This window comes from Pseudomonas sp. 25 R 14, from assembly GCF_900004755.1.
GTDB lineage: Bacteria > Pseudomonadota > Gammaproteobacteria > Pseudomonadales > Pseudomonadaceae > Aquipseudomonas > Aquipseudomonas brenneri.
Genome location: NZ_CVTS01000038.1, coordinates 37,556 through 59,538, shown reverse-complemented (window position 1 = coordinate 59,538; position 21,983 = coordinate 37,556). Strand labels below are relative to the sequence as shown.

Sequence of the window (21,983 nt, the reverse complement as noted above, 5' to 3'; positions counted from 1 at the left end):
ATGCGAGGGCTTCTTCTTTGGGAGGCTGAAAGATAAGCACTGGAGCGCGTTTAGAGAAGCGCCTTTACCGGCTATTTACCTTCAGGCTTACAAACATTTACTTTTCGACTTAAAACATCAGCAATTTGGGCTAAACCGCTGAAGCACAAATAAAAACGGCCTGGACTAGGCCAGGCCGCAAGCATGCATCATACGGGTTACTGCAAAGCGACAGTAACGCGCAGGAACAATTACTTCAGTACGGCCAGGGCCGCTTCGTAGTTTGGCTCTTCAGCGATCTCGCCAACCAACTCGCTGTGCAGCACGTTGTTGTTTTCGTCCAGTACCACCACGGCGCGTGCGGTCAGGCCTTTGAGCAGACCGTCGGCAACGGCTACGCCGTAGTCCACAGCGAATGCAGCACTGCGGAAGTCCGACAGGCTCTGTACGTTTTCCAGACCTTCGGCGCCGCAGAAACGTGCTTGGGCGAACGGCAGGTCAGTGGAGATGCACAGCACCACCGTGTTGTTCAGTTCATTGGCCTGGGCGTTGAACTTGCGTACCGAGGTGGCGCAGGTTGGAGTGTCGATGCTTGGGAAGATGTTCAGTACTTTGCGCTTGCCTGCAAAGTCGGCCAGGGTGACATCCGACAGATTGCCGGCGGTCAGGGAAAAGTCTGGAGCCTGAGTACCGGTTTGCGGCAACTCGCCTTCAACCTGGACCGGGTTGCCTTTGAGAGTGACTTGAGCCATGAACGGAATCCTTATGCTGGGTTAGATGAAACAAATTCGAGAGGCCGAAGTTAACCACAAAGTGCGATTGACACCTATGGGCCGCGAGAAAAACTCATGTCGGCATCAGGACCGAGGTGCTGTGGTTTAATTACCGCGCTTTTGCCCTGCCCTTGAAGGAATCCACCGTTGAAGAATCAGCCTGCCACCCACGTTCTGGTCATTGGTTATGTCTGGCCGGAGCCGCGCTCCTCGGCTGCGGGCGGGCATATGATGCAGATCCTGGAGAGTTTTCTTACGCAAGGTTGGGAAATTACCTTCAGCAGCCCGGCGGCCATTGGCGAACATAAGGCCGACCTCGCGGCACTCGGCATTCGCGAATGCACTATCGAGCTCAATAACAGCAGTTTCGATGAATTTATCCACGAACTGGCCCCGGATATCGTGCTGTTCGACCGATTCATGATGGAAGAGCAATTCGGCTGGCGAGTAGAAAAACACTGCCCCGATGCCTTGCGTGTGCTGGAAACCTCCGATTTGCAGAGCCTGCGCGATGCCCGCCACCAACGCCTGAAGGATTTCCTGAAACACTCGCCACAGGCAGATGACTTCAGCCCCTTGTTCGCTCCGGCCCTGGAAGAAGAATTCCAGTTGATGGCCGACACTGACCTGGCCAAGCGCGAAATTGCGGCGATCTACCGCTGTGATATCAGCCTGATGATTTCCGACGTCGAAATCCAACTGCTCACCGAACACTTCAAGGTGCCTGCCGCCCTGCTCCATTGGTGCCCGCTGATGGTCGACCCGCCTGCCGAAGCGTTTACACCCTACGACGACCGTGCGCATTTCCTGAGCATCGGCAACTTCCGTCACGCGCCCAACTGGGATGCCGTGCTGTGGATGAAAAACAGTGTCTGGCCGTTGATTCGCCAGCGCCTGCCCGGTGCTCAACTGCATGTCTATGGCGCTTACACACCACCCAAGGCCACGGCGCTGCACAATCCGGCGCAAGGCTTTCATGTGATGAACTGGGCCGAGGATGCCCTGCAGGTGATGTCGGCAGCGCGCATCTGCCTGGCGCCCCTGCGCTTTGGCGCAGGAATCAAGGGCAAGCTAGCGGATGGCATGCTCTGTGGCACGCCCAGTGTCACCACGCCCATCGGCGCCGAAGGCATGGGCGACGAGCAGCCCTGGCCTGGGGCAATCGCCCACAGCGCGACGGCCCTGGCCGCAGCCGCCGTCGCGTTGTACGAAGACCCGCAAGCCTGGACCATGGCCCAGCAACGTGGCCGGGAGCTGCTTGCCCAGCGCTACACCACACATATCCATGGGCCTGCACTGGTCGAGCGTTTGCAACACTGTCGTGACGAATTGGCACAGCACCGGCGCAACAACTTTACCGGCAGCATGTTGCGCCACCATTTGCACAAAAGTACCCAATACATGGCGCAATGGATCGAGGCGAAAAACCGCGTGCTTTAAACACCCATGCTGGCGAGGTGGCACGCAACGGGGCATTATCGGCTGTGCAACCACAATAAAAGCGACGTCAGCATGACCCGAGCCGCGCGAATCACTGACCCTTCCTACGAGTTGATGGACGACCACAACGGCCTGTCCATCATCTATCGCCAGCACGGCTTCCCCTGCCCTCTGGTGCGCTGGCACTTTCACAAGGAGTACGAGCTGCACCTGATTGTTGCCAGTTCCGGCAAGGTGTTTATCGGCGACTATATCGGCAACTTCTACCCGCAAAGCCTGTTCCTCACCGGCCCCAACCTGCCCCACAACTGGATCAGCCAGGTGGAGGAAGACGAAGTGGTGCCAAAGCGCGACATGCTGGTGAATTTCACCGATGAATTGCTGGAGGGCGGCAGCCAGATCTTCACTGAACTCAAGAGCCTGGCACCGCTGCTGGAGCGAGCACAGTACGGCATCGAGTTTCGCTGTAAAAAAACCATCGCCCAGGCCATGACCCTGATGCAGCGTATCGAGGACGCCCAGGGCATGACGCGGCTGGGGCACTTTTTTATCTTGCTGGAGGCACTCAGTACCTGTGAGGACTACCAGTTGTTATCAGGTGTGACCACGGCGCAACTGGCCGATGAGCACAGCATCGACCGCACCAACCGTGCGGTGGACTATATTTTTGCCCACTACGCCCGCGATTTGTCCTTGGAGGAAGTCGCGCACTATCTGGGGATGAAGCCGACCTACTTCTCTCGGGTGTTCAAGCAAGCCACCGGGCGCACCTTCGTCGAGTTCGTCAATCGGCTGCGCATCAGCAAGTCCTGCGAGTTGCTGGCCGATGGCGATAAGGCCGTGACCGATGTGTGCTTTGAGTCAGGCTTCAACAACATTTCCAATTTCAACCGCCGGTTCCAGCAGCTCAAGGGCATGACGCCGTCCCACTACCGACGCCTGGCGGTGCAGCGCTTGACGGAGCAGAACCTGGCCTGAGCGTCCCCAGGGACGGCTAATTCACGACCACTCGTCGCCACTGTCAATGTTGACAGTTACCCGCAGCACCTCCGTGGGTGTGTGATTCCCTTGTCCAGTTTTCCCTGCACAAGGATCTCCCGCTATGAAGAAGCCTGTGTCATCCATCTCGACCTCTTTGCTCCGTGTACCTCATGACAATGGAACTTCTCGACCGACTGATGATGACGAGCTGGAGCCCCCTTTCGTCAATGACCCTGTGCGCCCGCTACCGGGAGCTGCTTTCGGCCTGGGTCTCCAGGAAACCACGCCTTTTCTGATTGTAAACATCCTACGCTGGCTCCAGTTCAGCGTAGGTGATAGCTACAAGCTGTACATGGGCAATGATCGCTTTGCCATTGCGGCGGGTGAGGTCAGGAACGAGGACCTGGACAAGGCGCAAGTACAGTTGGTAATCACTGCGAATCCCAACCCCGGCGGCCCTCCCAATACGCCGGTGGGCTTTGTCTATCCGTGTTTTTGCGAGGTAATTCGATCAGGCAGCAACACGATCAGTCGCTCTCCCAAACAAACCTGGTTTATCAAGTACACACGTCCAGGAGGGGTCAGTCGGGATCCAGGGTTGCCCTATCACACCGAGTTGATAATCCATCTGCCTCCAGACCTGGAGAACGGCGTGCTCGACCGCGAGCGTGCAAAGCATGGGGTGGAGTTGACAATCGACAGCTACCCCAACATAACCGAAGGCGACACGGTCGAGGTGTATTGGAACGGCTATCTCATAACGCTGACGATTGATCACGAGCATGTCATCGGCATCAAGCCGATCACCGTGTTGGTTCCTGAGTCAACCATCCTGCAGAAGCTCAACAACACGGCAACCATTCGTTTTCGACTCTATGACACAGTGTTCAACTTTTCCGGGCCAGAGCAGCAGTGGTCACAGGCCCTCACGCTCAAGACCACGCTGGACCCTAGCAAGCTCGAAGCACCACACTTCGTGGTGGACGGGGATATCGTCTACACAGTCAATCTTGATTTCCATGCAGACTTGATTTTCAACTTAGAAATGGTTGTTCCCAAAACGCTTCCAAATGGAACAGCGACACCTAGCGGTGCCTTGATCGTCATGAAATTGAAGTGGGCAGTTAATGGCATGCCCTTTGAAAAGACATTGCCACCGGTTAAGGCCCGAATTGGTCTGTCGACCTTGGTCGACGTCGATCGTAAAGACCTTGAGGCAGTGATCAATGGCCATATGGATTTCGAATACACGCTGACAACCTCCACGGGTGTGTTCCTTGCCATCTCCAACCCCCTGACCATTGGAGTCTCCGGTACGAAGAGCGCCATGCCCGCCATGCGCATCGAGCAAGACGAAGGTGGCAACATCGACCCTGAACACGACTACATCAGAGCCTTTTTCCCGCGCTACACCCCTTACGACCGTAACTACAATGTGACGCTGCGCATGGAGGCCATACGGTCAGGGGGCGGTCTGGTTTCCTATGGAGAAACACTATTAGCAGGTGCCGAACCACCACCGGAGCGCTTTCGCATTGTGCTCCAGGCGATTTTCGCTCGCTTCTTTGGCCTTGGCCCGGTCCGGGTGTACTACCTCGTTGACAACGGCATGATGCGGCCCATGGTTCCCGGCACTCAGGCAATACGCAAATCCGACGAGCTGATAGTGACCTTCGGCCCACGATACGCCGAGCTGCCAGCGCCGCAGATGCAATATGTCGACGAATTCAACAACCTGGACCCGGATCGCATAAAAGGGGGTCAGCTCCAGGTGACCCTGCCGTACACGCGCACGGTCCCAGGCGACATATTCAAGTGGACCTTACTAGGCGCGACCAGCAGCGGTAGCGCCAGTGGCGAGATACTGATCAATACGGGGACGGCAGGCAGGCTAATCCTGTTCATTCTGGAAGACACGTTGATCTATGCCAGTTTGAATCGGGAAATTCGCCTCAGCTATTCATTAGTACCCGCAAGCGGCGGCGATACACTTTACTCAGAGGTATTGATCGTCACCGTGGGGCAAGCCCTGGACCTGCTGCGACCAGAGGTGCTGCAAGCCCAGCGTTACCCCGACCAACTGCCACCCGAGGCGGTACTGCGTGGCGCAACCATCGCTGTCGCCTACCCGCAAATGCTCCCCAGCCATCGTATCCGCGCTTGCTGGACCGGTATTCCCGAGGTCGGTACCTATTGCGAAACGAAGGATGGCAACACCTCCAGAACCGTGCACTTCGAGGTTCCGCCAGAGGTCATTGGTGCCAATCTCAATGAATATGGGCGCTATATCAATGTGCAGTACTTTGTATTGCTGGGTACCCATCAGACACCATCGCCGGTACTGAGCCTGTATGTGTTACCACCGGTACTCCCCCTGCCCTACCTCGAAGGCCATACCAGCAGCGTACTGGACGTCAGCACATTGATCGGTACTGAACGCGCCATGGTCGATCGCTGGAGCTTTATCAATCGCAATCAACGGATGTGGTTTGAACTGCATGGCACCTATGCCAATGACGCCCCATTCTTTTTTGCGCTCTACAACGGCGACCTGGTGACGTACAACGGTGAACAGATCGGTATCCGGCCACAGGCGCCGGTGAGCGAGCTGCGCCAACTCAAGGATGGCTCGCAATTGCTCATGCGCCTTGGCGTAACGTTTGACCAAACGGCCGATGAAGCCAATGCCCTGTGGTTCCCGGAGCGCAGGTACACCGTGCAGGCGATTCCAGCGGAATTTCCGGTGCCCAAGGTGGTGCAGGCAACGGGTTCCGGCACTGCTGTAACGTTAACAGCGCTGAGTGTACAGTCCGGTGCGACGGTAGAAGTGTCCTACAGCCCAATGTACGCCAGCGACATCATCACCCTGGAAGTGAGAGGCGCCGATGGGGCAGGCTCGGCAGAACTTGGGCCAAAAGCTGGCGAAACCGATGGAACGGTCAATTTCAATCTGTCAGCGGCACTGATTGCCGCCAATATTGGCAACCGTGACACCACCTTTACCGTGAAATATACGGTCCTGCGCACTGGCCAACTCCGTTCGTCAGTCGTGTTGACCGTTACGCTGAAGGCCATCCCATTGGCCGAATTGAGCAAAACCGTAATCCGTATCGATGAAGCGGCTAACGGTGTACTCAATGTGGACGAGTTGATCGGTGATGCAACAGCAAGGTTGGGGACCTGGCCGTTCATTGCCAGGGACCAGCCCGTATGGCTGCGTTTGTTCGGTAACAAACCCGACGGCACGGCACACAACTTAACCCTGCTGGACGGTGCCCAAGGTGCCCGGGTGAGTGATACGTGGTTGAACCAAGGGTATCAACTGCTGACGGTACTCAATACTTACCTGAGAGACCTTGGAAACGGCACTCGACTGTCGATGCAGTTCAAAGTGGCCCTCAATCACAGTACCGATGAGTGGAAAGCACTTGAGTTTCCAGTGGTTACGTACTCCATATTGAGCCTGCTGATCTCAGACAAAACGCCCTTCACCGGTGGGTTCATGAATGGTTGGATCAGCCAGTACCCCAAAGAGAAAAGCATCCAGCGCGAGGCGGATGGCAACTATTACCTGCGGCACGGCCCTCTGACGGGGGATGGTGTCAGAATCTACAAAATATATACCCCGGTAGACTATGGGTATTATCGAGTCAGGTTCAAATACAGGATCAACAAGTTTGCCAGTATTGGTGGGCCAACCAGTATGTTCATTCACCTGGCTAATTTGACGCGCAACATTATCGTCCCCAACCTCAACACATGGAACTATGTCGATGAATACCTGGGTTATTGGAAAGGCGGGAATTTTCAAGCCTCAATAGCTGTTATGAACCCGACGACTGGTGGGATCTACGATATAGATGATGTCTGGATCCAACAGCGACACTTTCCGGGTTGAGTTGCAGCAAACAAGGGGATAGGTGCAATGCACTTATCCCCTGTTTTTTTGTGTTGATTCACCCTGCTGCCAGCGCTCTCCGAAAATGCTAGGGCCTTACACATGCCACCAGTTTTTCGTCAAATTCCAGCCCGATTGGGCATGTATAAGGATACTGAGTCCACCGTTGGGTCGCTGAGTTAAACACACATCGGTAGAACCCCCCCACTCTGTCAGTGCTTTTGAAATACCCCGCCCTCGTACAAGGAGGCTCTCGTGATTCCGGAGGTGTTGTTGTACAAGCACCGATAGAAACCGCCATGAGTAAGCCCAGTGCGATTTTATAGAGGGGGTGACCTTTGGGGTTTACGCGGGAACAGTTCATAAACATCTCCTGATTAGGTTTTGCCAAACTATTAACCCTCTGCTGTTCCCTTGCGTCTACTGTCAGAAATAACAGGTTGCTGCTCTCGTGTGAGGTTTTGACTGCCCAGCAGGCTCAGTGCAAAAAAGTATTAGTTAAAGTGTTCACAAGGATTTGTCACCACGCCTGCAGCAGGCTGTAATCAACGCACACTCTTCCTGCTGCCATGGAAGACACAACAACAATAACTGTCCTTCTGCAGCCCCCGGGCGCAGAACTGGAGTGCGCGATGAATCTCACAGCAAAAGCACTGCTTGCCTGTACCTGCATGACCCTCAGCGCCGTCAGCCTTGGCGCACAAACCCTGACCATTGCCACCGTCAATAACAGCGACATGATTCGCATGCAAAAGCTCTCGAAAACCTTCGAGGCCGAGCACCCGGACATCAAGTTGAACTGGGTAGTGCTGGAAGAAAATGTCCTGCGCCAACGCCTGACCACGGATATCGCGACCCAGGGCGGGCAGTTCGATGTATTGACCATTGGCATGTACGAAGCCGCACTGTGGGGCGCCAAGGGCTGGTTGGAGCCGATGAAGGATCTGCCGGCCTCCTACGACCTGGACGATGTTTTTCCTTCGGTACGCGACGGTCTTTCCGTCAAGGGCTCGCTGTACGCCCTGCCGTTCTATGCCGAAAGCTCCATCACCTACTACCGCACTGACCTGTTCAAGGCTGCCGGGCTGACCATGCCTGAACATCCGACCTGGGTGCAGATTGGCGAGTTTGCGCAAAAGCTCACCGACAAGAACAAGGAACAATACGGCCTGTGCCTGCGAGGCAAGGCCGGCTGGGGCGAGAACATGGCGCTGATTGGCACCCTGGCCAATGGCTATGGCGCCCGCTGGTTCGATGAGAAGTGGCAACCCGAATTCAACGGCCCCGAGTGGAAAGACGCGCTGAACTTCTACGTGGACAACATGAAGAAGTCCGGCCCGCCGGGCGCGTCCAGCAACGGCTTCAATGAAAACCTGGCGCTGTTCAACAGTGGCAAGTGCGCGATCTGGGTCGATGCCAGCGTCGCCGGTTCGTTCGTTACCGACAAAACCCAGAGCAAGGTCGCCGATCACGTCGGCTTCACCTTTGCCCCGCAACAGGTCACCGACAAGGGCACCTCATGGCTGTACTCCTGGTCGCTGGCGATCCCCACCAGCTCCAAGGCTAAGGAGGCTGCCAAGGTCTTCAGTGCCTGGGCGACATCCAAGGAGTACGGTGCGCTGGTGGCCAAGACCGATGGCATTGCCAATGTCCCGCCAGGCACCCGCGCCTCGACCTATAGCGAGGCGTACATGCAGGCCGCGCCATTTGCCAAGGTGACGTTGGAGTCACTGAAAGTTGCGGACCCAACCAAACCGACCCTCAAGCCAGTGCCTTATATCGGCATCCAGTTGGTGACCATTCCTGAATTCCAGGCCATTGGCACCCAGGTGGGCAAATTCTTCTCCGGCGCCCTGACCGGCCAGCAGACAGTCGACCAGGCCCTGGCTGCCGCACAAACCACCACCGAGCGGGAAATGAAGCGGGCCGGCTACCCCAAATAACCCAGGCTCACCCCTGTCAATGTGGGAGCAAGTCCACTCCCACACTGACCGCGCTCCGACTCTCGTTCTGCAAACTGGTTCTGATCCTATGAATGTGCAAACCGCTGCTGCGGATAAACCGCGCAAAAACCGCCTGCTCAACCCAGGCTGGTTCCTCGTCAGCCCCTCGGTAGGCCTACTGCTACTGTGGATGATCGTGCCCCTGGGCATGACCCTGTACTTTTCACTGATCCGCTACAACCTGCTCTACCCCGGCGAAAACCAATTTGTGGGCCTGGAGAACTTCACTTACTTCATCACCGATTCGGGCTTCCTGCCCGGTGCCACCAATACCTTGTTGCTGGTGGGCAGCGTGCTGCTGATCAGCGTGGTGCTGGGGGTGTTGATCAGTGCCTTGTTGGAGGCCAGCGAGTTTTTCGGCCGTGGGCTGGTGCGGGTGCTGCTGATCTCGCCGTTCTTCATCATGCCCACCGTCGGTGCGCTGATCTGGAAGAACCTGATTTTCCACCCGGTGTCCGGTGTGCTGGCCGCCCTGTGGAAGCTGTTTGGCGCGCAGCCGGTGGACTGGCTGGCGCACTACCCGCTGCTGTCGATCATCATCATTGTGTCCTGGCAATGGCTGCCCTTCGCGATCCTGATCCTGATGACCGCCATGCAGTCCCTGGACCAAGAGCAGAAAGAAGCGGCGCGCCTGGACGGTGCCGGCCCGATTGCGATCTTCTGGCACTTGACCCTGCCGCACCTGGCACGGCCCATTGCCGTCGTGGTGATGATCGAGACCATCTTCCTGCTCTCGGTGTTCGCCGAAATCTTTACCACCACCAACGGTGGCCCCGGCTACGCCTCGACCAACCTTGCCTACCTGATCTACAACCAGGCGCTGGTGCAGTTCGATGTGGGCATGGCTTCGGCAGGCGGCTTGATTGCCGTGGTCATTGCCAATATCGCGGCGATCATCCTGGTGCGGATGCTCGGCAAAAACCTGACTGACAAGCCTTGAGGGCCGCGCCATGACACTTCAACAATCCCGCCGCCTGCAAAGCTTGTTGCTCGGCACTCTGGCCTGGGCCATCGCGATCGTGATTTTCTTCCCGATCTTCTGGATGGTGCTCACCAGTTTCAAGACCGAAATCGATGCGTTTGCCACGCCGCCGCAGTTCATTTTCACGCCAACCCTTGAGAACTATCTGCACATCAACGAGCGCAGCAACTATTTCAGCTATGCCTGGAACTCGGTGTTGATTTCCTTCAGCGCGACCGCCTTGTGCCTACTGATTGCGGTGCCTGCGGCCTACTCCATGGCGTTCTACGAAACCCAGCGCACCAAGGGCACGCTGCTGTGGATGCTGTCGACCAAAATGCTGCCACCGGTGGGGGTGCTGATGCCGATCTACCTGCTGGCCAAGAGCATGGGCCTGCTGGACACGCGCCTTGCGCTGATCATCATCTACACCCTGATCAACCTGCCGATTGTGGTGTGGATGGTTTACACCTACTTCAAGGACATTCCCAAGGACATCCTCGAAGCCGCACGCTTGGATGGCGCCACGCTGTGGCAGGAAATGGTCCGGGTATTGCTGCCCATCGCCAAGGGCGGCCTGGCCTCCACCGTGCTGCTGTCACTGATCCTGTGCTGGAACGAGGCGTTCTGGTCACTGAACCTGACCTCGTCCAACGCCGCGCCATTGACCGCGCTGATTGCCTCCTACTCCAGCCCCGAAGGCTTGTTCTGGGCCAAATTGTCCGCCGTCTCGACCCTGGCCTGCGCACCGATCCTGATCTTTGGCTGGATCAGCCAGAAGCAACTGGTGCGCGGCCTGTCCTTTGGCGCTGTGAAATAACGACCCCTATAAAAAATGGAGGCCCATCATGGCCAACCTGAAAATCAAGAATTTGCAAAAAGGCTTCGAAGGTTTTTCCATCATCAAGGGCATCGACCTGGAAGTGAACGACAAGGAGTTCGTGGTCTTCGTCGGGCCGTCCGGGTGTGGCAAGTCCACCCTGCTGCGCCTGATTGCCGGCCTTGAGGAAGTCACTGAGGGCACCATCGAACTGGATGGCCGTGACATCACCGAAGTGACCCCGGCCAAGCGCGACCTGGCCATGGTGTTCCAGACCTACGCCCTGTACCCGCATATGAGCGTGCGCAAAAACATGTCGTTTGCCCTGGACCTGGCCGGCGTCGACAAACAGATTGTCGACAGCAAAGTCAGTGAAGCCGCCCGTATCCTTGAGCTGGGCCCGCTGCTGGAACGCAAGCCCAAGCAGTTGTCTGGCGGCCAGCGCCAACGCGTGGCCATTGGCCGGGCGATTGTGCGCAACCCGAAAATCTTCCTGTTCGATGAACCGCTGTCCAACCTCGACGCGGCGCTGCGCGTGCAAATGCGCCTGGAACTGGCGCGCCTGCATAAAGAACTGCAAGCGACGATGATTTACGTAACCCACGACCAAGTCGAAGCCATGACCCTGGCCGATAAAGTGGTGGTGCTCAACAGCGGCCGCATCGAACAGGTCGGCTCCCCCCTGGAGTTGTACCACCAGCCGGCCAACCTGTTTGTCGCGGGCTTCCTGGGTACACCGAAAATGGGCTTTCTCAAAGGTCAGGTCACCCGTGTCGATGGCCAGGGCTGCGACGTACAACTGGATGCCGGCACCCTGATCAGCCTGCCGTTGAGCGGGGCCAGCTTGAGCGTGGGCAGTGCGGTAACCCTGGGCATCCGCCCCGAGCACCTGGAGCTCGCCGCGCCGGGCGATACCACCCTGACCGTCACCGCCGATGTGGGCGAGCGCCTGGGCAGCGACACGTTCTGCCATGTGCTCACCAGCAGCGGCGAGCCGCTGACCCTGCGCATTCGTGGCGACATGGCCAGCCAATATGGCGAGACGCTGCAACTGCACCTGGACCCGGCGCACTGCCATCTGTTCGACACTGCTGGTGTTGCCGTGGCTCGTCCACTGCGCGCTGCCGCCTGATCTCGCGAGAACTTTTGATGAAACTGAACAAGCAAAACCTCACGCAGCTCGCGCCGCAAGTCCGCCTGCCGGCCTACGCCATTGCTGATACACGCCAGGGCATCGCCCACATCGGCGTTGGTGGTTTTCATCGCGCACACCAGGCGTATTACACCGATGCCTTGATGAATACCGGCGAGGGCCTGGACTGGAGCATCTGCGGCATTGGCCTGCGCGCTGAGGACCGCAAGGCGCGGGATGACCTGACTGGCCAGGACTATCTGTTTACCCTGTTTGAGCTGGGCGACACCGACGATACCGAAGTACGCGTGATCGGCGCCATCAGCGATATGCTGCTGGCCCAGGACGGTGCCCAGGCCCTGATCGACAAACTGGCCAGCCCAGAGATTCGTATCGTATCGCTGACCATCACCGAGGGCGGCTACTGCATCGACGACAGCAATGGCGAGTTCATGGCCCACCTGCCGCAGATCCAGCATGACCTGGCCCACCCCGACGCGCCCCAAACCGTGTTCGGTTTTATCTGCGCGGCCCTGACCCAACGCCGGGCTGCAGGTATTGCAGCCTTTACCGTGATGTCCTGCGATAACCTGCCCCATAACGGCGCCGTGACTCGCAAGGCACTGCTGGCCTTCGCGGCGCTGCACAATGCCGACCTGCATGACTGGATCAAGGAAAATGTGAGTTTCCCCAACGCCATGGTCGACCGCATTACGCCGATGACCAGCACTGCGCATCGTCTGCAACTGCATGATGAACACGGCATCGACGATGCCTGGCCGGTGGTGTGCGAGCCCTTTGTGCAATGGGTGCTGGAAGACAAGTTCGTCAACGGCCGCCCGGCGTGGGAACAGGTGGGGGTGCAGTTCACCGACGACGTCACGCCTTATGAAGAAATGAAGATTGGCCTGCTCAACGGCAGCCACCTGGCCCTGACCTACCTGGGCTTTCTCAAGGGCTATCGGTTTGTCCACGAGACCATGAACGACCCGCTGTTTGTCGCGTATATGCGTGCTTATATGGACCTGGACGTGACGCCCAACCTCGCGCCCGTGCCGGGTATCGACCTGGGCGACTACAAACAGACCCTGGTAGACCGCTTCTCCAACCAGGCGATTGCCGATCAGTTGGAGCGCGTATGTTCCGATGGCTCATCGAAGTTTCCCAAGTTCACCGTACCGACCATCAACCGCTTGATCGCCGATGGCCGCGAAACTGAACGGGCAGCACTGGTGGTGGCGGCCTGGGCCTTGTATTTGCAAGGTGTGGATGAGAACGGCGTACGCTACCGGATCCCCGACCCTCGCGCGGACTTCTGCCGGGCGCTGGTGGCGGACGATGCGTTGATCAGCCAGCGGTTGCTGAGTGTTGAAGAGATTTTTGGTACGGCGATTCCCAATTCACCCGCGTTTGTGGCAGCGTTTGAACGGTGTTTTGCCAGTTTGCGTGACAAGGGTGTCGCAGAGACCCTGAAGCTGCTGCTCGCCAACCTTCACTGACACAACTTGGGCAACATAATGTAGGAGCGAGCTTGCTCGCGAAAAACGTCAACGATAACGCGTGCTTACTGAATGAATGCGGCGCCTGTAAGTTTTTCGTCGGAACGCCGCCCGGAGACAAGCTCGCTCCTACAAAAAAGCCTTAACTGACTGGCATTAGGGCTTGCTCCCACATTTTGACCGCGTTCCACTGAGCGATAACTATGATCCGACAATCTCTGTTCCTCGGCATCGACTGCGGTACCCAAGGCACCAAGGCCATTGTCCTCGACGCTGCCAGCGGCAAGGTCCTGGGCCTGGGGGCCGCTGCGCACACCCTGATCAGCGGTGCCAATGGCCGTCGCGAGCAGCACCCCCAGGAATGGCTCGATGCATTTACCGAAGCCACCCACCGCGCCTTGCAACAGGCCGGTGTAGACGGCCAGGATATCCTCGGGATAGGCGTTTCCGGCCAGCAACATGGCCTCGTGCTGCTGGACGACAATGGCCAGGTACTGCGTCCGGCCAAACTGTGGTGCGACACCGAAACCAGCGCCGAAAACCAGCGATTGCTGCAGTACCTGGGCGGTGAAAGCGGCTCCCTGGAGCGCCTCGGTGTAGCGATTGCACCGGGTTACACCGTGTCCAAGCTGTTGTGGACCCTGGAGCAGCACCCGGATGTTTTCGCGCGTATTGCGCACATCCTGCTGCCCCACGACTACCTCAACTATTGGCTCACCGGCCGGGCCTGTGCCGAGTATGGCGATGCCTCGGGCACCGGTTATTTCAACGTGCGCACCCGGCAATGGGACTTGCCCTTGCTGCGGCATATCGATGCCAGCGGGCGCCTGGAGGCCGCGTTACCACCGCTGATCGAAGCCAATCAGGCGCTGGGCAGCATTCTGCCGGCCGTTGCCGAGCGCCTCGGTATCAACCCCAATGCCATCGTGTCCAGTGGCGGCGGCGACAATATGATGGGAGCCATTGGCACCGGCAATATCGCGCCGGGGGTAATTACCATGAGCCTGGGCTCATCAGGCACTGTCTATGCCTTCGCCGAGCAGCCGAATGTCAGCGTCCAGGCCTCGGTAGCGACGTTCTGTTCATCCAGTGGCGGTTGGCTGCCACTGATCTGCACCATGAACCTGACCAACGCCACCGGCGTTATCCGCGAGCTGTTCGAATTGGACTTGGTGGCGTTCAACGCCCTGGTGGCCCAGGCTCCGATCGGCGCCGAGGGCGTCAGCATGCTGCCGTTCCTCAATGGCGAGCGCGTGCCTGCCCTGCCCCACGCCACCGGCAGCCTGCACGGCCTGACCATGACCAACCTGACCCGTGGCAACCTGTGCCGTGCGGTGGTCGAGGGCACCACTTTTGGCTTGCGCCAAGGCCTGGACCTGTTGCGCGAGACCGGCCTGCACAGCCAGAGTATCCGCCTGATCGGCGGTGGTTCAAAAAGCCCGGTGTGGCGGCAAATGGTCGCCGATATCATGGACACCGAAGTGGTCTGTACCGAACAAAGCGAAGCAGCGGCCCTGGGCGCGGCGATACAGGCGGCGTGGTGCCAGTCCGGCGAAAGCCTTGAGGCCTTGTGCGCACGTTGCGTCAGCGTCGACCCGGCAAGCCGCACCCAACCCGTCGCCGCCAGCGTCGCGGCTTATCAGCAGGCCTATGAGCGCTATCAACAGCACGTGGCAACCCTTTAAGAGTGAATAACTATGTATCTGGTGTGTGGCGAAGCGCTGTTTGATTTTTTCAGCGAAGAGGATGCCAGCGGACAGGCATCCAAAGTCAATTTCAAGGCCATTGCCGGCGGCTCGCCGTTTAACGTCGCCGTCGGCTTGCGTCGCCTGGGGATCGACGCGGGCCTGTTCGCCGGTTTGTCCAGCGACTACCTGGGCCAGCGCCTGCGCCAGGTCCTCAGGGCCGAAGGTGTGCGCGACGATTACCTGGTCGAGTTTGCCGCACCGACCACCCTGGCGATGGTTGCCCTGGGGGCCAATGGATCACCGCAATACAGCTTCCGTGGCGAAGGCTGTGCGGATCGGCAATTGCAGATCGAGCATCTACCTGTCCTCGATGCGCAGGTACGAGGCCTGCATTTCGGCTCGTTTTCCCTGGCGGTGCAGCCGGTGGCCGACAGCCTGCTGACCCTCGTCCAGCGGGAAAGCGGCAAACGCCTGATCAGCCTCGATCCGAATGTGCGCCTCAATCCCGAACCCGACATCGAACTGTGGCGCCAGCGTGTTGCGCAGTGGGTGCAACATGCCGACCTGATCAAGGTCAGCGACGAAGACCTGCACCTGCTCTACCCCGGCCAGGCGCCGGAAAGCGTGCTGCAAGGCTGGTTACAGCACCGTTGCCAGTTGATTTTCCTTACCCGTGGCGGTGACGGGGCCAGCGTGTTCAGTCGCCAGCATGGCAACTGGTCGGCGCCGGCGGTCAAGGTAGTGATGGCTGACACCGTGGGTGCTGGCGACACCTTCCAGGCGGCCTTGATTGCCTGGTTGACCGAGCAGCAACTGGATTCGATCGAGGGTTTGCGCAGCCTTGCCAGGGATCAAATCGATGCAATGCTCAAGTTCGCCATTCGTGCGGCGGCGTTGACGTGTGGCAAGACTGGCCCGGACCTGCCCTATCGCCAGCAATTAAACGGATAACCCCCAGGCAGTTTCACTATGCCATCACTGCAGGCCACGGATTGCGTGGCTTTTGCTGCTCCTAAATATTGCCAGTCGCCACAAACTGTACTAGACCCTTACAACGTAGAATTTTCCTACAAAGACAGGGACGACCGATGGGCAATGACCGCTTCTGTATCAAACCCGCCGTTTTCGTGACTGGCATCCTTTCACTGCAAACCCCGGCTCAGGCCGCTTGCGTCTTCACCCCGGGTCCTGGTGACGACAGCTATACCTGCGACAGTGGCACCTCTGCCGGTGGCCTGACCGACTTGTTCGGTAAAAACACCTTGAACTTGCCTGTAGGCGGCTCGGGCACTGTCAATGGCAGCGTGGTGTTTGGCGCGGGCGACGATGGGGTCGCGATCAATTCCGGGCGTATCGTCGGTTCGGTGACTCAGGGTGACGGTGCCGATCGCTTCTAGATCAGTGGCGGCACTGTCACCGGGACGGTCTCCCAAGGTAACGGCATCGACGACTTTTTGATGAGTGGCGGGCAGATCCAGGCCCTGGCCCAGGGCGATGGTCGGGATACGTTCAGCATGACGGGTGGCACCATCGTCGGCGCGTTTGAAGACGGCGATGTCGCCAGTCAAACCGCCGGGACTATCGGCCGGGTAGATATGAAACTGGACAACAATATCTATGACATGTCCGGTGGCGCCATCCTTGGCAACCTGGTGACCGGCTTTGGTACTGACTGGATCCGCGTGACCGGTGGCAGTATTGGCGGCAACGTCAGCGTCAGCGGCGGCAATGACACCATTCTCGTCAGCGGCGGCGTGATCAATGGCGAGATACGCGCCAGCGTGGGCAACGACACCTTGGAATGGCGCACGGGTGGCCAGATCAAATCTGCCATCTTGATGGGCGACGGTGATGACACTGCGCTGCTGGCTGGCCTGGGTGCCAGCCAACTGGCTGCCACGCCCTCGATAGATGGTGGCCTGGGCAATGACCGATTGACCTTCGACAACACCACTTCGAGTAACGCCGGCCGCTATATCGGCTGGGAAACCTTCGACCTCAACAATGGCTCGCGCCTGGACCTGGCGGGGGATCTGTTCCTGGGCGATAGCGCCAGCGGCACCGGGGTGTTCTCCATCGACAACAGCAGCGTGCTGGCGGTGACCCAAGGCAGTATCCGGCCCTATACCGCCGCCCAACTGGCGACGGTCAATAACGCCGGGACCATCGATATGACCAGCGCCAGCAACAGCGCCACGGACTCGCTGACGGTGTACGGTAATTATGTCGGCAACAATGGCCAACTGTGGCTGCAAACAGTGCTGGGTGATGAGACCTCGGCCAGTGACAAGCTGGTGGTGTCCCAAGGTGCGATCAGCGGCAATACCCAACTGGCGGTGAGCAACCTTGGTGGCCTGGGTGGGCTGACCCGCAACAACGGGATTGAAGTGGTGCAGGCGCTTAACGGCGCAACCAGCACTACCGATGCGTTTGCCCTCAAAAGCGCGGTGTCTGCCGGGGCCTATGAATATTTCCTGTTCAAAGGTGGCGTAACGGCCGGTTCAGAGAACAACTGGTACCTGCGCTCCTCCGTGGTCGCCGTCCAGCCGCCCGCCGTGCCAACGCCGCCGGTTGTACCACCGGTGATCGTTCCGGAACCACCGATCCCGGCCGTGCCGCCGGTGGTCGATCCTGACGAGCCACCGGTTGAGCCACCCACCGACCAGCCTGTGGCACCGGTCGAGCCTCCGGCTCCGCCACCGACCCAGATCCCGGCTGAGGTCTCGCCCACGCCTGCCGACACCACGCCACCCTTGCCCACCGCCGTGGCCGGCGCCGAGCCGATCCCGCTGTATCGCGTCGAAGTACCGGTGTACTCGGTGGTGGTGCCGGCGGCCCAACGCATGACCTTGCAAGCACTTGGCACCTTCCATGATCGCCAGGGCGAGCAAAGCCTGTTGGGCGAAACCGGTACGGTTCCTGCTGGCTGGGGCCGGGCCTATGGCAGTGACTTCCGGCAGAGTTGGTCGGGCACGGTGTCGCCGAGTTTCGACGGCAGCCTCAAGGGCTATCAGGTGGGCCATGACCTGTACGCCTCGGTAACCGATGGCGGGCAACTCCAGCGCCTGGGGCTGTTTATCGGTCAGAGCCGTTTGCAAGGCGATGTCAAAGGCTTTGCCTTGGGTTTTGAGGGCCAGCGTTCCGGGCAGGTCAAACTCACCGGCGACAACTATGGTGCTTACTGGACACTGACGGATCCAAAGGGCTGGTACGTGGACCTGGTAGCCATGGGCACGCGCCTGGACGGTGATAATAAATCCGAGCGCGGGATAAAAATGGATACCAAAGGCCATGCGCTGGCCTTGTCTGCCGAAGCGGGTTACCCGTTTGCCGTTTCCGCGAACTGGGTGGTGGAGCCGCAGGCCCAGGTGATCCACCAACAGATTGACTTGGACCGCCAGAACGACGGGATCTCCAGTGTGTCCTTCGACTCCCAGGATTACTGGACAGGACGCGTGGGTGCCCGCTTGAAAGGTCGCTATTTGCTGCAAGACACCCCTGTCGAACCTTATCTGCGGGTCAACGCCTGGCGCACCTTCGGCGGCAGCGACACGGTGACTTACGATGACGTTGACCGGATCAAAAGTGACCACAAATCGGCCTATGCTGATCTTGGCGTCGGCGTGGTCGCCAAACTGTCCTCCAGCGTCAGCGTGTACGTGGCCGCCGACTACAGCACCCAACTGGACACCAACACACAGGAAGGTATCAGCGGCAATGCTGGCATCCGGATGAGTTGGTAGCCCGGGTCACGGCCGTTCCCGTATAGCCCTGGCTACCACGGCGCCGACAATGCCACCCGCCAGGGGCGCCAGCCAGAACAGCCAGAGCTGCATCAGGTAATCACTGCCGGCAAACAAAGCCGCCCCGGTGCTACGCGCCGGGTTGACCGAGGTGTTGGTCACGGGTATCGACACCAGGTGAATCAGGGTCAGCGTCAGACCGATGGCAATCGGTGCAAACCCCGGCGTCACTCCAGGCGCCGTGGTCCGCATGACGATGAACACCAGGAAGAACGTCGACACCGTTTCCACCACCACCGCAGCCAACAGGCTGTACTGCCCCGGGCTCAAGTGACCATAGCCATTGGCGGCGAACTCGCCTATTTCAAACCCCGGCCGGCCGCTGGCAACCAGCGCCAGTATCGCCGCTGCGACTGTCGCACCGGCTACCTGGGCGATGATGTAGGGCAATACATCCAGCCCTGGCAGTCGTCCGCCCACCCAAAAGCCGACGGTCACCGCCGGGTTGAAATGTGCACCGCTGATGCTGCCCACCGCGTAAGACATGGTCAGCACACTCAAGCCAAACGCCAATGCCACACCGGCAAAACCGATCCCCAGACCGGGAAACGCCGCCGACAGGATGGCGCTGCCACAACCACCGAAGGTCAACCAGAAGGTACCGAGAAACTCTGCTGCGATTTTCTGTTGCACGCACTACCTCACCCACTGGCGACAGATGTGGGGAAACAGTAGCAAGGAGGAGTGAAAGAACCGTATCGGAATTATCTGAGGCTGGCAGTGGGCACGGAGATAATGCTGGGCCTGGGTTATCCGGGCCCGCAAACGGCCATGACACCGTCGCCTAGAGCGTGATGATCAGTAGAATCTCGCGCCGGCCCTGCGTGGGGCGGGTGCGTGGGCGTGCTTGAGATCTTCACGTAACTCCGTAATCAGGTTGCAGATGGCCCGACTACTGTCGAGCTTGTCGGCCTGGATGCCGGTGACGGTCAGGTCTGTACCGTCATCGTCGTAGACTTTGATCGTCAACGACGCATCCTCGGCCTTGATGCATTCACAACGTTTAGGCAGAAAACTTCCTTCAATAATGCTGCGCAGTTCCAGTTCCGAAAGCATGGCGACCTCTCCTTCTTATCAATATTCACCTGCTGGCAAACGCCTTCAACCCACTAGCCTACTCCCCGGGCCGGAGCGCGTTGGATCCTTTTCTCATAAGCAGCGACGATGCCTATATAAGTTGTAGGGCAATTTGCAGCCTGGGCCGTAGGCTGGCATCGTGTTCGGGTTTTTCATCCTTCCAGACAAGGACGCCCCATGAACTTCCCTCTGCTCAATACCCTCTCCCTCCTTGGCCTCGCAGCCTGTTGTGCCCAGGCCAATGCGGCAAAACTTGAAGACATTGCACCTTACCCCAAGGCTGATGCCGGTTATGTGCGCCAAGTCATCCACCTGGCCGCACAGCCGCAGGAGCAGGACTTCAAGGTCGAGATCCTGGCCGGCAAGACCTTGACCGTCGATTGCAACCAACAACGCCTGGGCGGTGTGCTGGAAGAAAAAAACCTCGAAGGCTGGGGCTATCCGTTCTACCGGCTGGAGAAAGTCAGCGGCCCCATGAGCACGCTGATGGCCTGCCCCGATGGCAAGACCCGCGAGGACTTTGTGCCAGTGGTCGGTGACGGCTTTGTACTGCGTTACAACAGCAAGCTGCCCATCGTTGTATATGTTCCAAAAGATGTCGAAGTGCGTTACCGCATCTGGTCGGCATCGGCCACCGTCGAGAAGGCCAGCGTGCAATAACGCAGCCAGTTAACGCCGCAGATCAACTGTAGGAGCTGGCTTGCCTGCGATGGTCGTTAACGATGACGTTGGCCATCTGACACCCCGAGGTGTTTTGGCTGGCGCCATCGTAGCCTCGCTGAAGCTCGACAACTCCCACATTCAATCTGTGCTATTGCGCCGCCACCCGTTCGGCAACGTGACGCAAACTGTCAAAGTTGATATTGGCCCCGGAGTTGATCGCCACCAGCGTCTGCCCCAGGGCCCCGGTACGTGCCACGTAGCGGCGGATCCCGGCAACCGCCAGTGCGCCTGATGGCTCGGTGATGGAACGGGTATCGTCGTAGATCAGCTTGATCGCACTGCACAGTTCATCGTTGCTGACGGTGATGACTTCATCAACATAGTGGCGGCAGATTTCAAAACCGTAGGCGCCGATCTGTGCGACAGCGGTGCCATCGGCGAAGCTGTCCACGCTGGGCAATACCACCCGCTCGCCCGCGCGCAGGGCTGCCAGCAGGCAACTGGAGCCTTCAGGTTCCACGCCAATGATGCGCACCTCTGGGCGCAAATACTTGATGTAGGCAGCGATCCCGGCGATCAACCCGCCACCCCCCACTGGCACAAAGATCACGTCCAGCGCACCTTGTTGCTGGCGCAGGATTTCCATCGCGACCGTGCCTTGGCCGGCGATCACATCCGGATCGTCGAACGGCGAAACAAAGGTAGCGCCCGACTGTTCGGCCAACTGCAATGCATGGGTCAAGGCAAACGGGAAACTGGCCCCATGCAGCACCGCGTCGGCGCCTCGCGAGCGCACGCCCAGCACTTTCAATTCGGGCGTGGTGCAAGGCATCACGATGGTCGCCTTGATCCCCAGTTCACGCGCCGCCAGTGCCACACCCTGGGCATGGTTGCCCGCCGACGCCGTGATCACCCCGCAGGCTTTTTGCGCGTCGGTGAGTTGCACCAGCTTGTTGTAGGCGCCGCGGATCTTGAAGGAAAACGTCGGCTGCAAGTCTTCGCGCTTAAGCAGGATCTGATTGCCGAGCAACGCCGATAGCGCAGGCGCGGGCTGCAAGGGAGTGCGCACGGCCAGGTCGTAGACCGGTGCGGCGAGGATTTTCTTTACGTAATGCTCAAGCAATCCATCGTCGGCGTTGGACTGCGGCAGTGGGCTACTCATGGGGGTCTCCTGACGTTTAGCAGAGCCCAGGAGACGGAAAAACAAAACCCGCCTCTAGGGCGGGTTTGGGTACAGCCGAGCGCTATCCCGCCAAATGAGGAATG

At 58.8% G+C, this 21,983-nt stretch carries 15 protein-coding genes and 1 pseudogene; 12 read left to right on the top strand and 4 right to left on the bottom strand.

All coding sequences use genetic code 11. The features are described 5' to 3' along the window. Nucleotides 1-230: 230 nt before the first annotated feature. Nucleotides 231-731: a thiol peroxidase gene (tpx, locus tag BFQ03_RS10275; protein ID WP_065943001.1), complete on the bottom strand. Its 501-nt coding sequence runs from the start codon at nucleotides 729-731 to the stop codon at nucleotides 231-233. Between the two features lie 168 nt (nucleotides 732-899). On the opposite strand from tpx, the gene BFQ03_RS10270 reads away from it, so the two are divergent. The 11 genes and pseudogenes from BFQ03_RS10270 to BFQ03_RS10220 all read left to right on the top strand — a co-directional run bounded on the left by BFQ03_RS10270 (nucleotide 900) and on the right by BFQ03_RS10220 (nucleotide 18,917). After that, on the top strand, nucleotides 900-2,192 hold the full coding sequence (locus tag BFQ03_RS10270) for a glycosyltransferase (protein ID WP_065943000.1): 1,293 nt from the start codon (nucleotides 900-902) through the stop codon (nucleotides 2,190-2,192). A 72-nt stretch (nucleotides 2,193-2,264) separates the two neighbouring features. Next, nucleotides 2,265-3,170, top strand: coding sequence for an AraC family transcriptional regulator (locus BFQ03_RS10265; RefSeq protein ID WP_032860388.1), 906 nt, complete (start codon nucleotides 2,265-2,267; stop codon nucleotides 3,168-3,170). Nucleotides 3,171-3,294: 124 nt separating this feature from the next. Further along, nucleotides 3,295-7,071, top strand: a complete 3,777-nt coding sequence (locus BFQ03_RS10260; RefSeq protein WP_065942999.1) for a hypothetical protein — start codon at nucleotides 3,295-3,297, stop codon at nucleotides 7,069-7,071. A gap of 632 nt (nucleotides 7,072-7,703) precedes the next feature. Then, on the top strand, nucleotides 7,704-9,014 hold the full coding sequence (locus BFQ03_RS10255) for an ABC transporter substrate-binding protein (RefSeq protein ID WP_032860389.1): 1,311 nt from the start codon (nucleotides 7,704-7,706) through the stop codon (nucleotides 9,012-9,014). 88 nt (nucleotides 9,015-9,102) lie between these two features. Beyond that, a complete protein-coding gene (locus BFQ03_RS10250; protein WP_032860390.1) occupies nucleotides 9,103-10,014 on the top strand; it encodes a carbohydrate ABC transporter permease in 912 nt (303 codons plus the stop codon). A 10-nt stretch (nucleotides 10,015-10,024) separates the two neighbouring features. After that, nucleotides 10,025-10,855: a carbohydrate ABC transporter permease gene (locus tag BFQ03_RS10245; protein WP_032860392.1), complete on the top strand. Its 831-nt coding sequence runs from the start codon at nucleotides 10,025-10,027 to the stop codon at nucleotides 10,853-10,855. 28 nt (nucleotides 10,856-10,883) lie between these two features. After that, nucleotides 10,884-11,987 (top strand): ABC transporter ATP-binding protein, encoded by a 1,104-nt coding sequence (gene ugpC / locus BFQ03_RS10240; RefSeq protein WP_065942998.1) that lies wholly within the window; start codon nucleotides 10,884-10,886, stop codon nucleotides 11,985-11,987. Between the two features lie 17 nt (nucleotides 11,988-12,004). Further along, a complete protein-coding gene (locus BFQ03_RS10235; protein WP_065942997.1) occupies nucleotides 12,005-13,486 on the top strand; it encodes a mannitol dehydrogenase family protein in 1,482 nt (493 codons plus the stop codon). Nucleotides 13,487-13,689: 203 nt separating this feature from the next. Then, nucleotides 13,690-15,171, top strand: coding sequence for a xylulokinase (gene xylB / locus BFQ03_RS10230; protein WP_032860395.1), 1,482 nt, complete (start codon nucleotides 13,690-13,692; stop codon nucleotides 15,169-15,171). A 12-nt stretch (nucleotides 15,172-15,183) separates the two neighbouring features. Further along, entirely contained in the window at nucleotides 15,184-16,125 is a 942-nt protein-coding gene (locus tag BFQ03_RS10225; RefSeq protein ID WP_065942996.1) for a carbohydrate kinase family protein, read from the top strand. 137 nt (nucleotides 16,126-16,262) lie between these two features. After that, nucleotides 16,263-18,917, top strand: a pseudogene (locus BFQ03_RS10220) (autotransporter outer membrane beta-barrel domain-containing protein). A 6-nt stretch (nucleotides 18,918-18,923) separates the two neighbouring features. On the opposite strand, the gene aqpZ reads toward BFQ03_RS10220, so the two are convergent. Together aqpZ and BFQ03_RS10210 are read right to left on the bottom strand one after the other, a co-directional pair. Beyond that, nucleotides 18,924-19,610, bottom strand: coding sequence for an aquaporin Z (gene aqpZ, locus BFQ03_RS10215; protein WP_032860398.1), 687 nt, complete (start codon nucleotides 19,608-19,610; stop codon nucleotides 18,924-18,926). A 165-nt stretch (nucleotides 19,611-19,775) separates the two neighbouring features. After that, the gene (locus tag BFQ03_RS10210) at nucleotides 19,776-20,033 is read right to left on the bottom strand and encodes a DUF1652 domain-containing protein (RefSeq protein ID WP_065942995.1); all 258 of its coding nucleotides are present in this window, start codon (nucleotides 20,031-20,033) and stop codon (nucleotides 19,776-19,778) included. Between the two features lie 198 nt (nucleotides 20,034-20,231). Here BFQ03_RS10210 and eco point away from each other — a divergent pair, with 198 nt between their 5' ends. After that, nucleotides 20,232-20,714 carry a serine protease inhibitor ecotin gene (gene eco, locus BFQ03_RS10205; RefSeq protein WP_032860402.1) on the top strand — a complete coding sequence of 161 codons (483 nt, stop codon included), beginning with the start codon at nucleotides 20,232-20,234 and terminating at the stop codon, nucleotides 20,712-20,714. Nucleotides 20,715-20,865: 151 nt separating this feature from the next. Here eco and ilvA read toward each other — a convergent pair whose 3' ends face one another. Then, a complete protein-coding gene (ilvA, locus tag BFQ03_RS10200; protein ID WP_083204825.1) occupies nucleotides 20,866-21,879 on the bottom strand; it encodes a threonine ammonia-lyase, biosynthetic in 1,014 nt (337 codons plus the stop codon). Between the last annotated feature and the right edge of the window lie 104 nt (nucleotides 21,880-21,983).

What these genes read in the sequence shown, in the direction of transcription:
- tpx (WP_065943001.1), bottom strand. Translation starts at nt 731, where the DNA reads ATGGCTCAAGTCACTCTCAAAGGCAACCCGGTCCAGGTTGAAGGCGAG.
- BFQ03_RS10265 (WP_032860388.1), top strand. Translation starts at nt 2,265, where the DNA reads ATGACCCGAGCCGCGCGAATCACTGACCCTTCCTACGAGTTGATGGAC.
- BFQ03_RS10260 (WP_065942999.1), top strand. Translation starts at nt 3,295, where the DNA reads ATGAAGAAGCCTGTGTCATCCATCTCGACCTCTTTGCTCCGTGTACCT.
- BFQ03_RS10255 (WP_032860389.1), top strand. Translation starts at nt 7,704, where the DNA reads ATGAATCTCACAGCAAAAGCACTGCTTGCCTGTACCTGCATGACCCTC.
- BFQ03_RS10250 (WP_032860390.1), top strand. Translation starts at nt 9,103, where the DNA reads ATGAATGTGCAAACCGCTGCTGCGGATAAACCGCGCAAAAACCGCCTG.
- BFQ03_RS10245 (WP_032860392.1), top strand. Translation starts at nt 10,025, where the DNA reads ATGACACTTCAACAATCCCGCCGCCTGCAAAGCTTGTTGCTCGGCACT.
- ugpC (WP_065942998.1), top strand. Translation starts at nt 10,884, where the DNA reads ATGGCCAACCTGAAAATCAAGAATTTGCAAAAAGGCTTCGAAGGTTTT.
- BFQ03_RS10235 (WP_065942997.1), top strand. Translation starts at nt 12,005, where the DNA reads ATGAAACTGAACAAGCAAAACCTCACGCAGCTCGCGCCGCAAGTCCGC.
- xylB (WP_032860395.1), top strand. Translation starts at nt 13,690, where the DNA reads ATGATCCGACAATCTCTGTTCCTCGGCATCGACTGCGGTACCCAAGGC.
- BFQ03_RS10225 (WP_065942996.1), top strand. Translation starts at nt 15,184, where the DNA reads ATGTATCTGGTGTGTGGCGAAGCGCTGTTTGATTTTTTCAGCGAAGAG.
- BFQ03_RS10210 (WP_065942995.1), bottom strand. Translation starts at nt 20,033, where the DNA reads ATGCTTTCGGAACTGGAACTGCGCAGCATTATTGAAGGAAGTTTTCTG.
- eco (WP_032860402.1), top strand. Translation starts at nt 20,232, where the DNA reads ATGAACTTCCCTCTGCTCAATACCCTCTCCCTCCTTGGCCTCGCAGCC.
- ilvA (WP_083204825.1), bottom strand. Translation starts at nt 21,879, where the DNA reads ATGAGTAGCCCACTGCCGCAGTCCAACGCCGACGATGGATTGCTTGAG.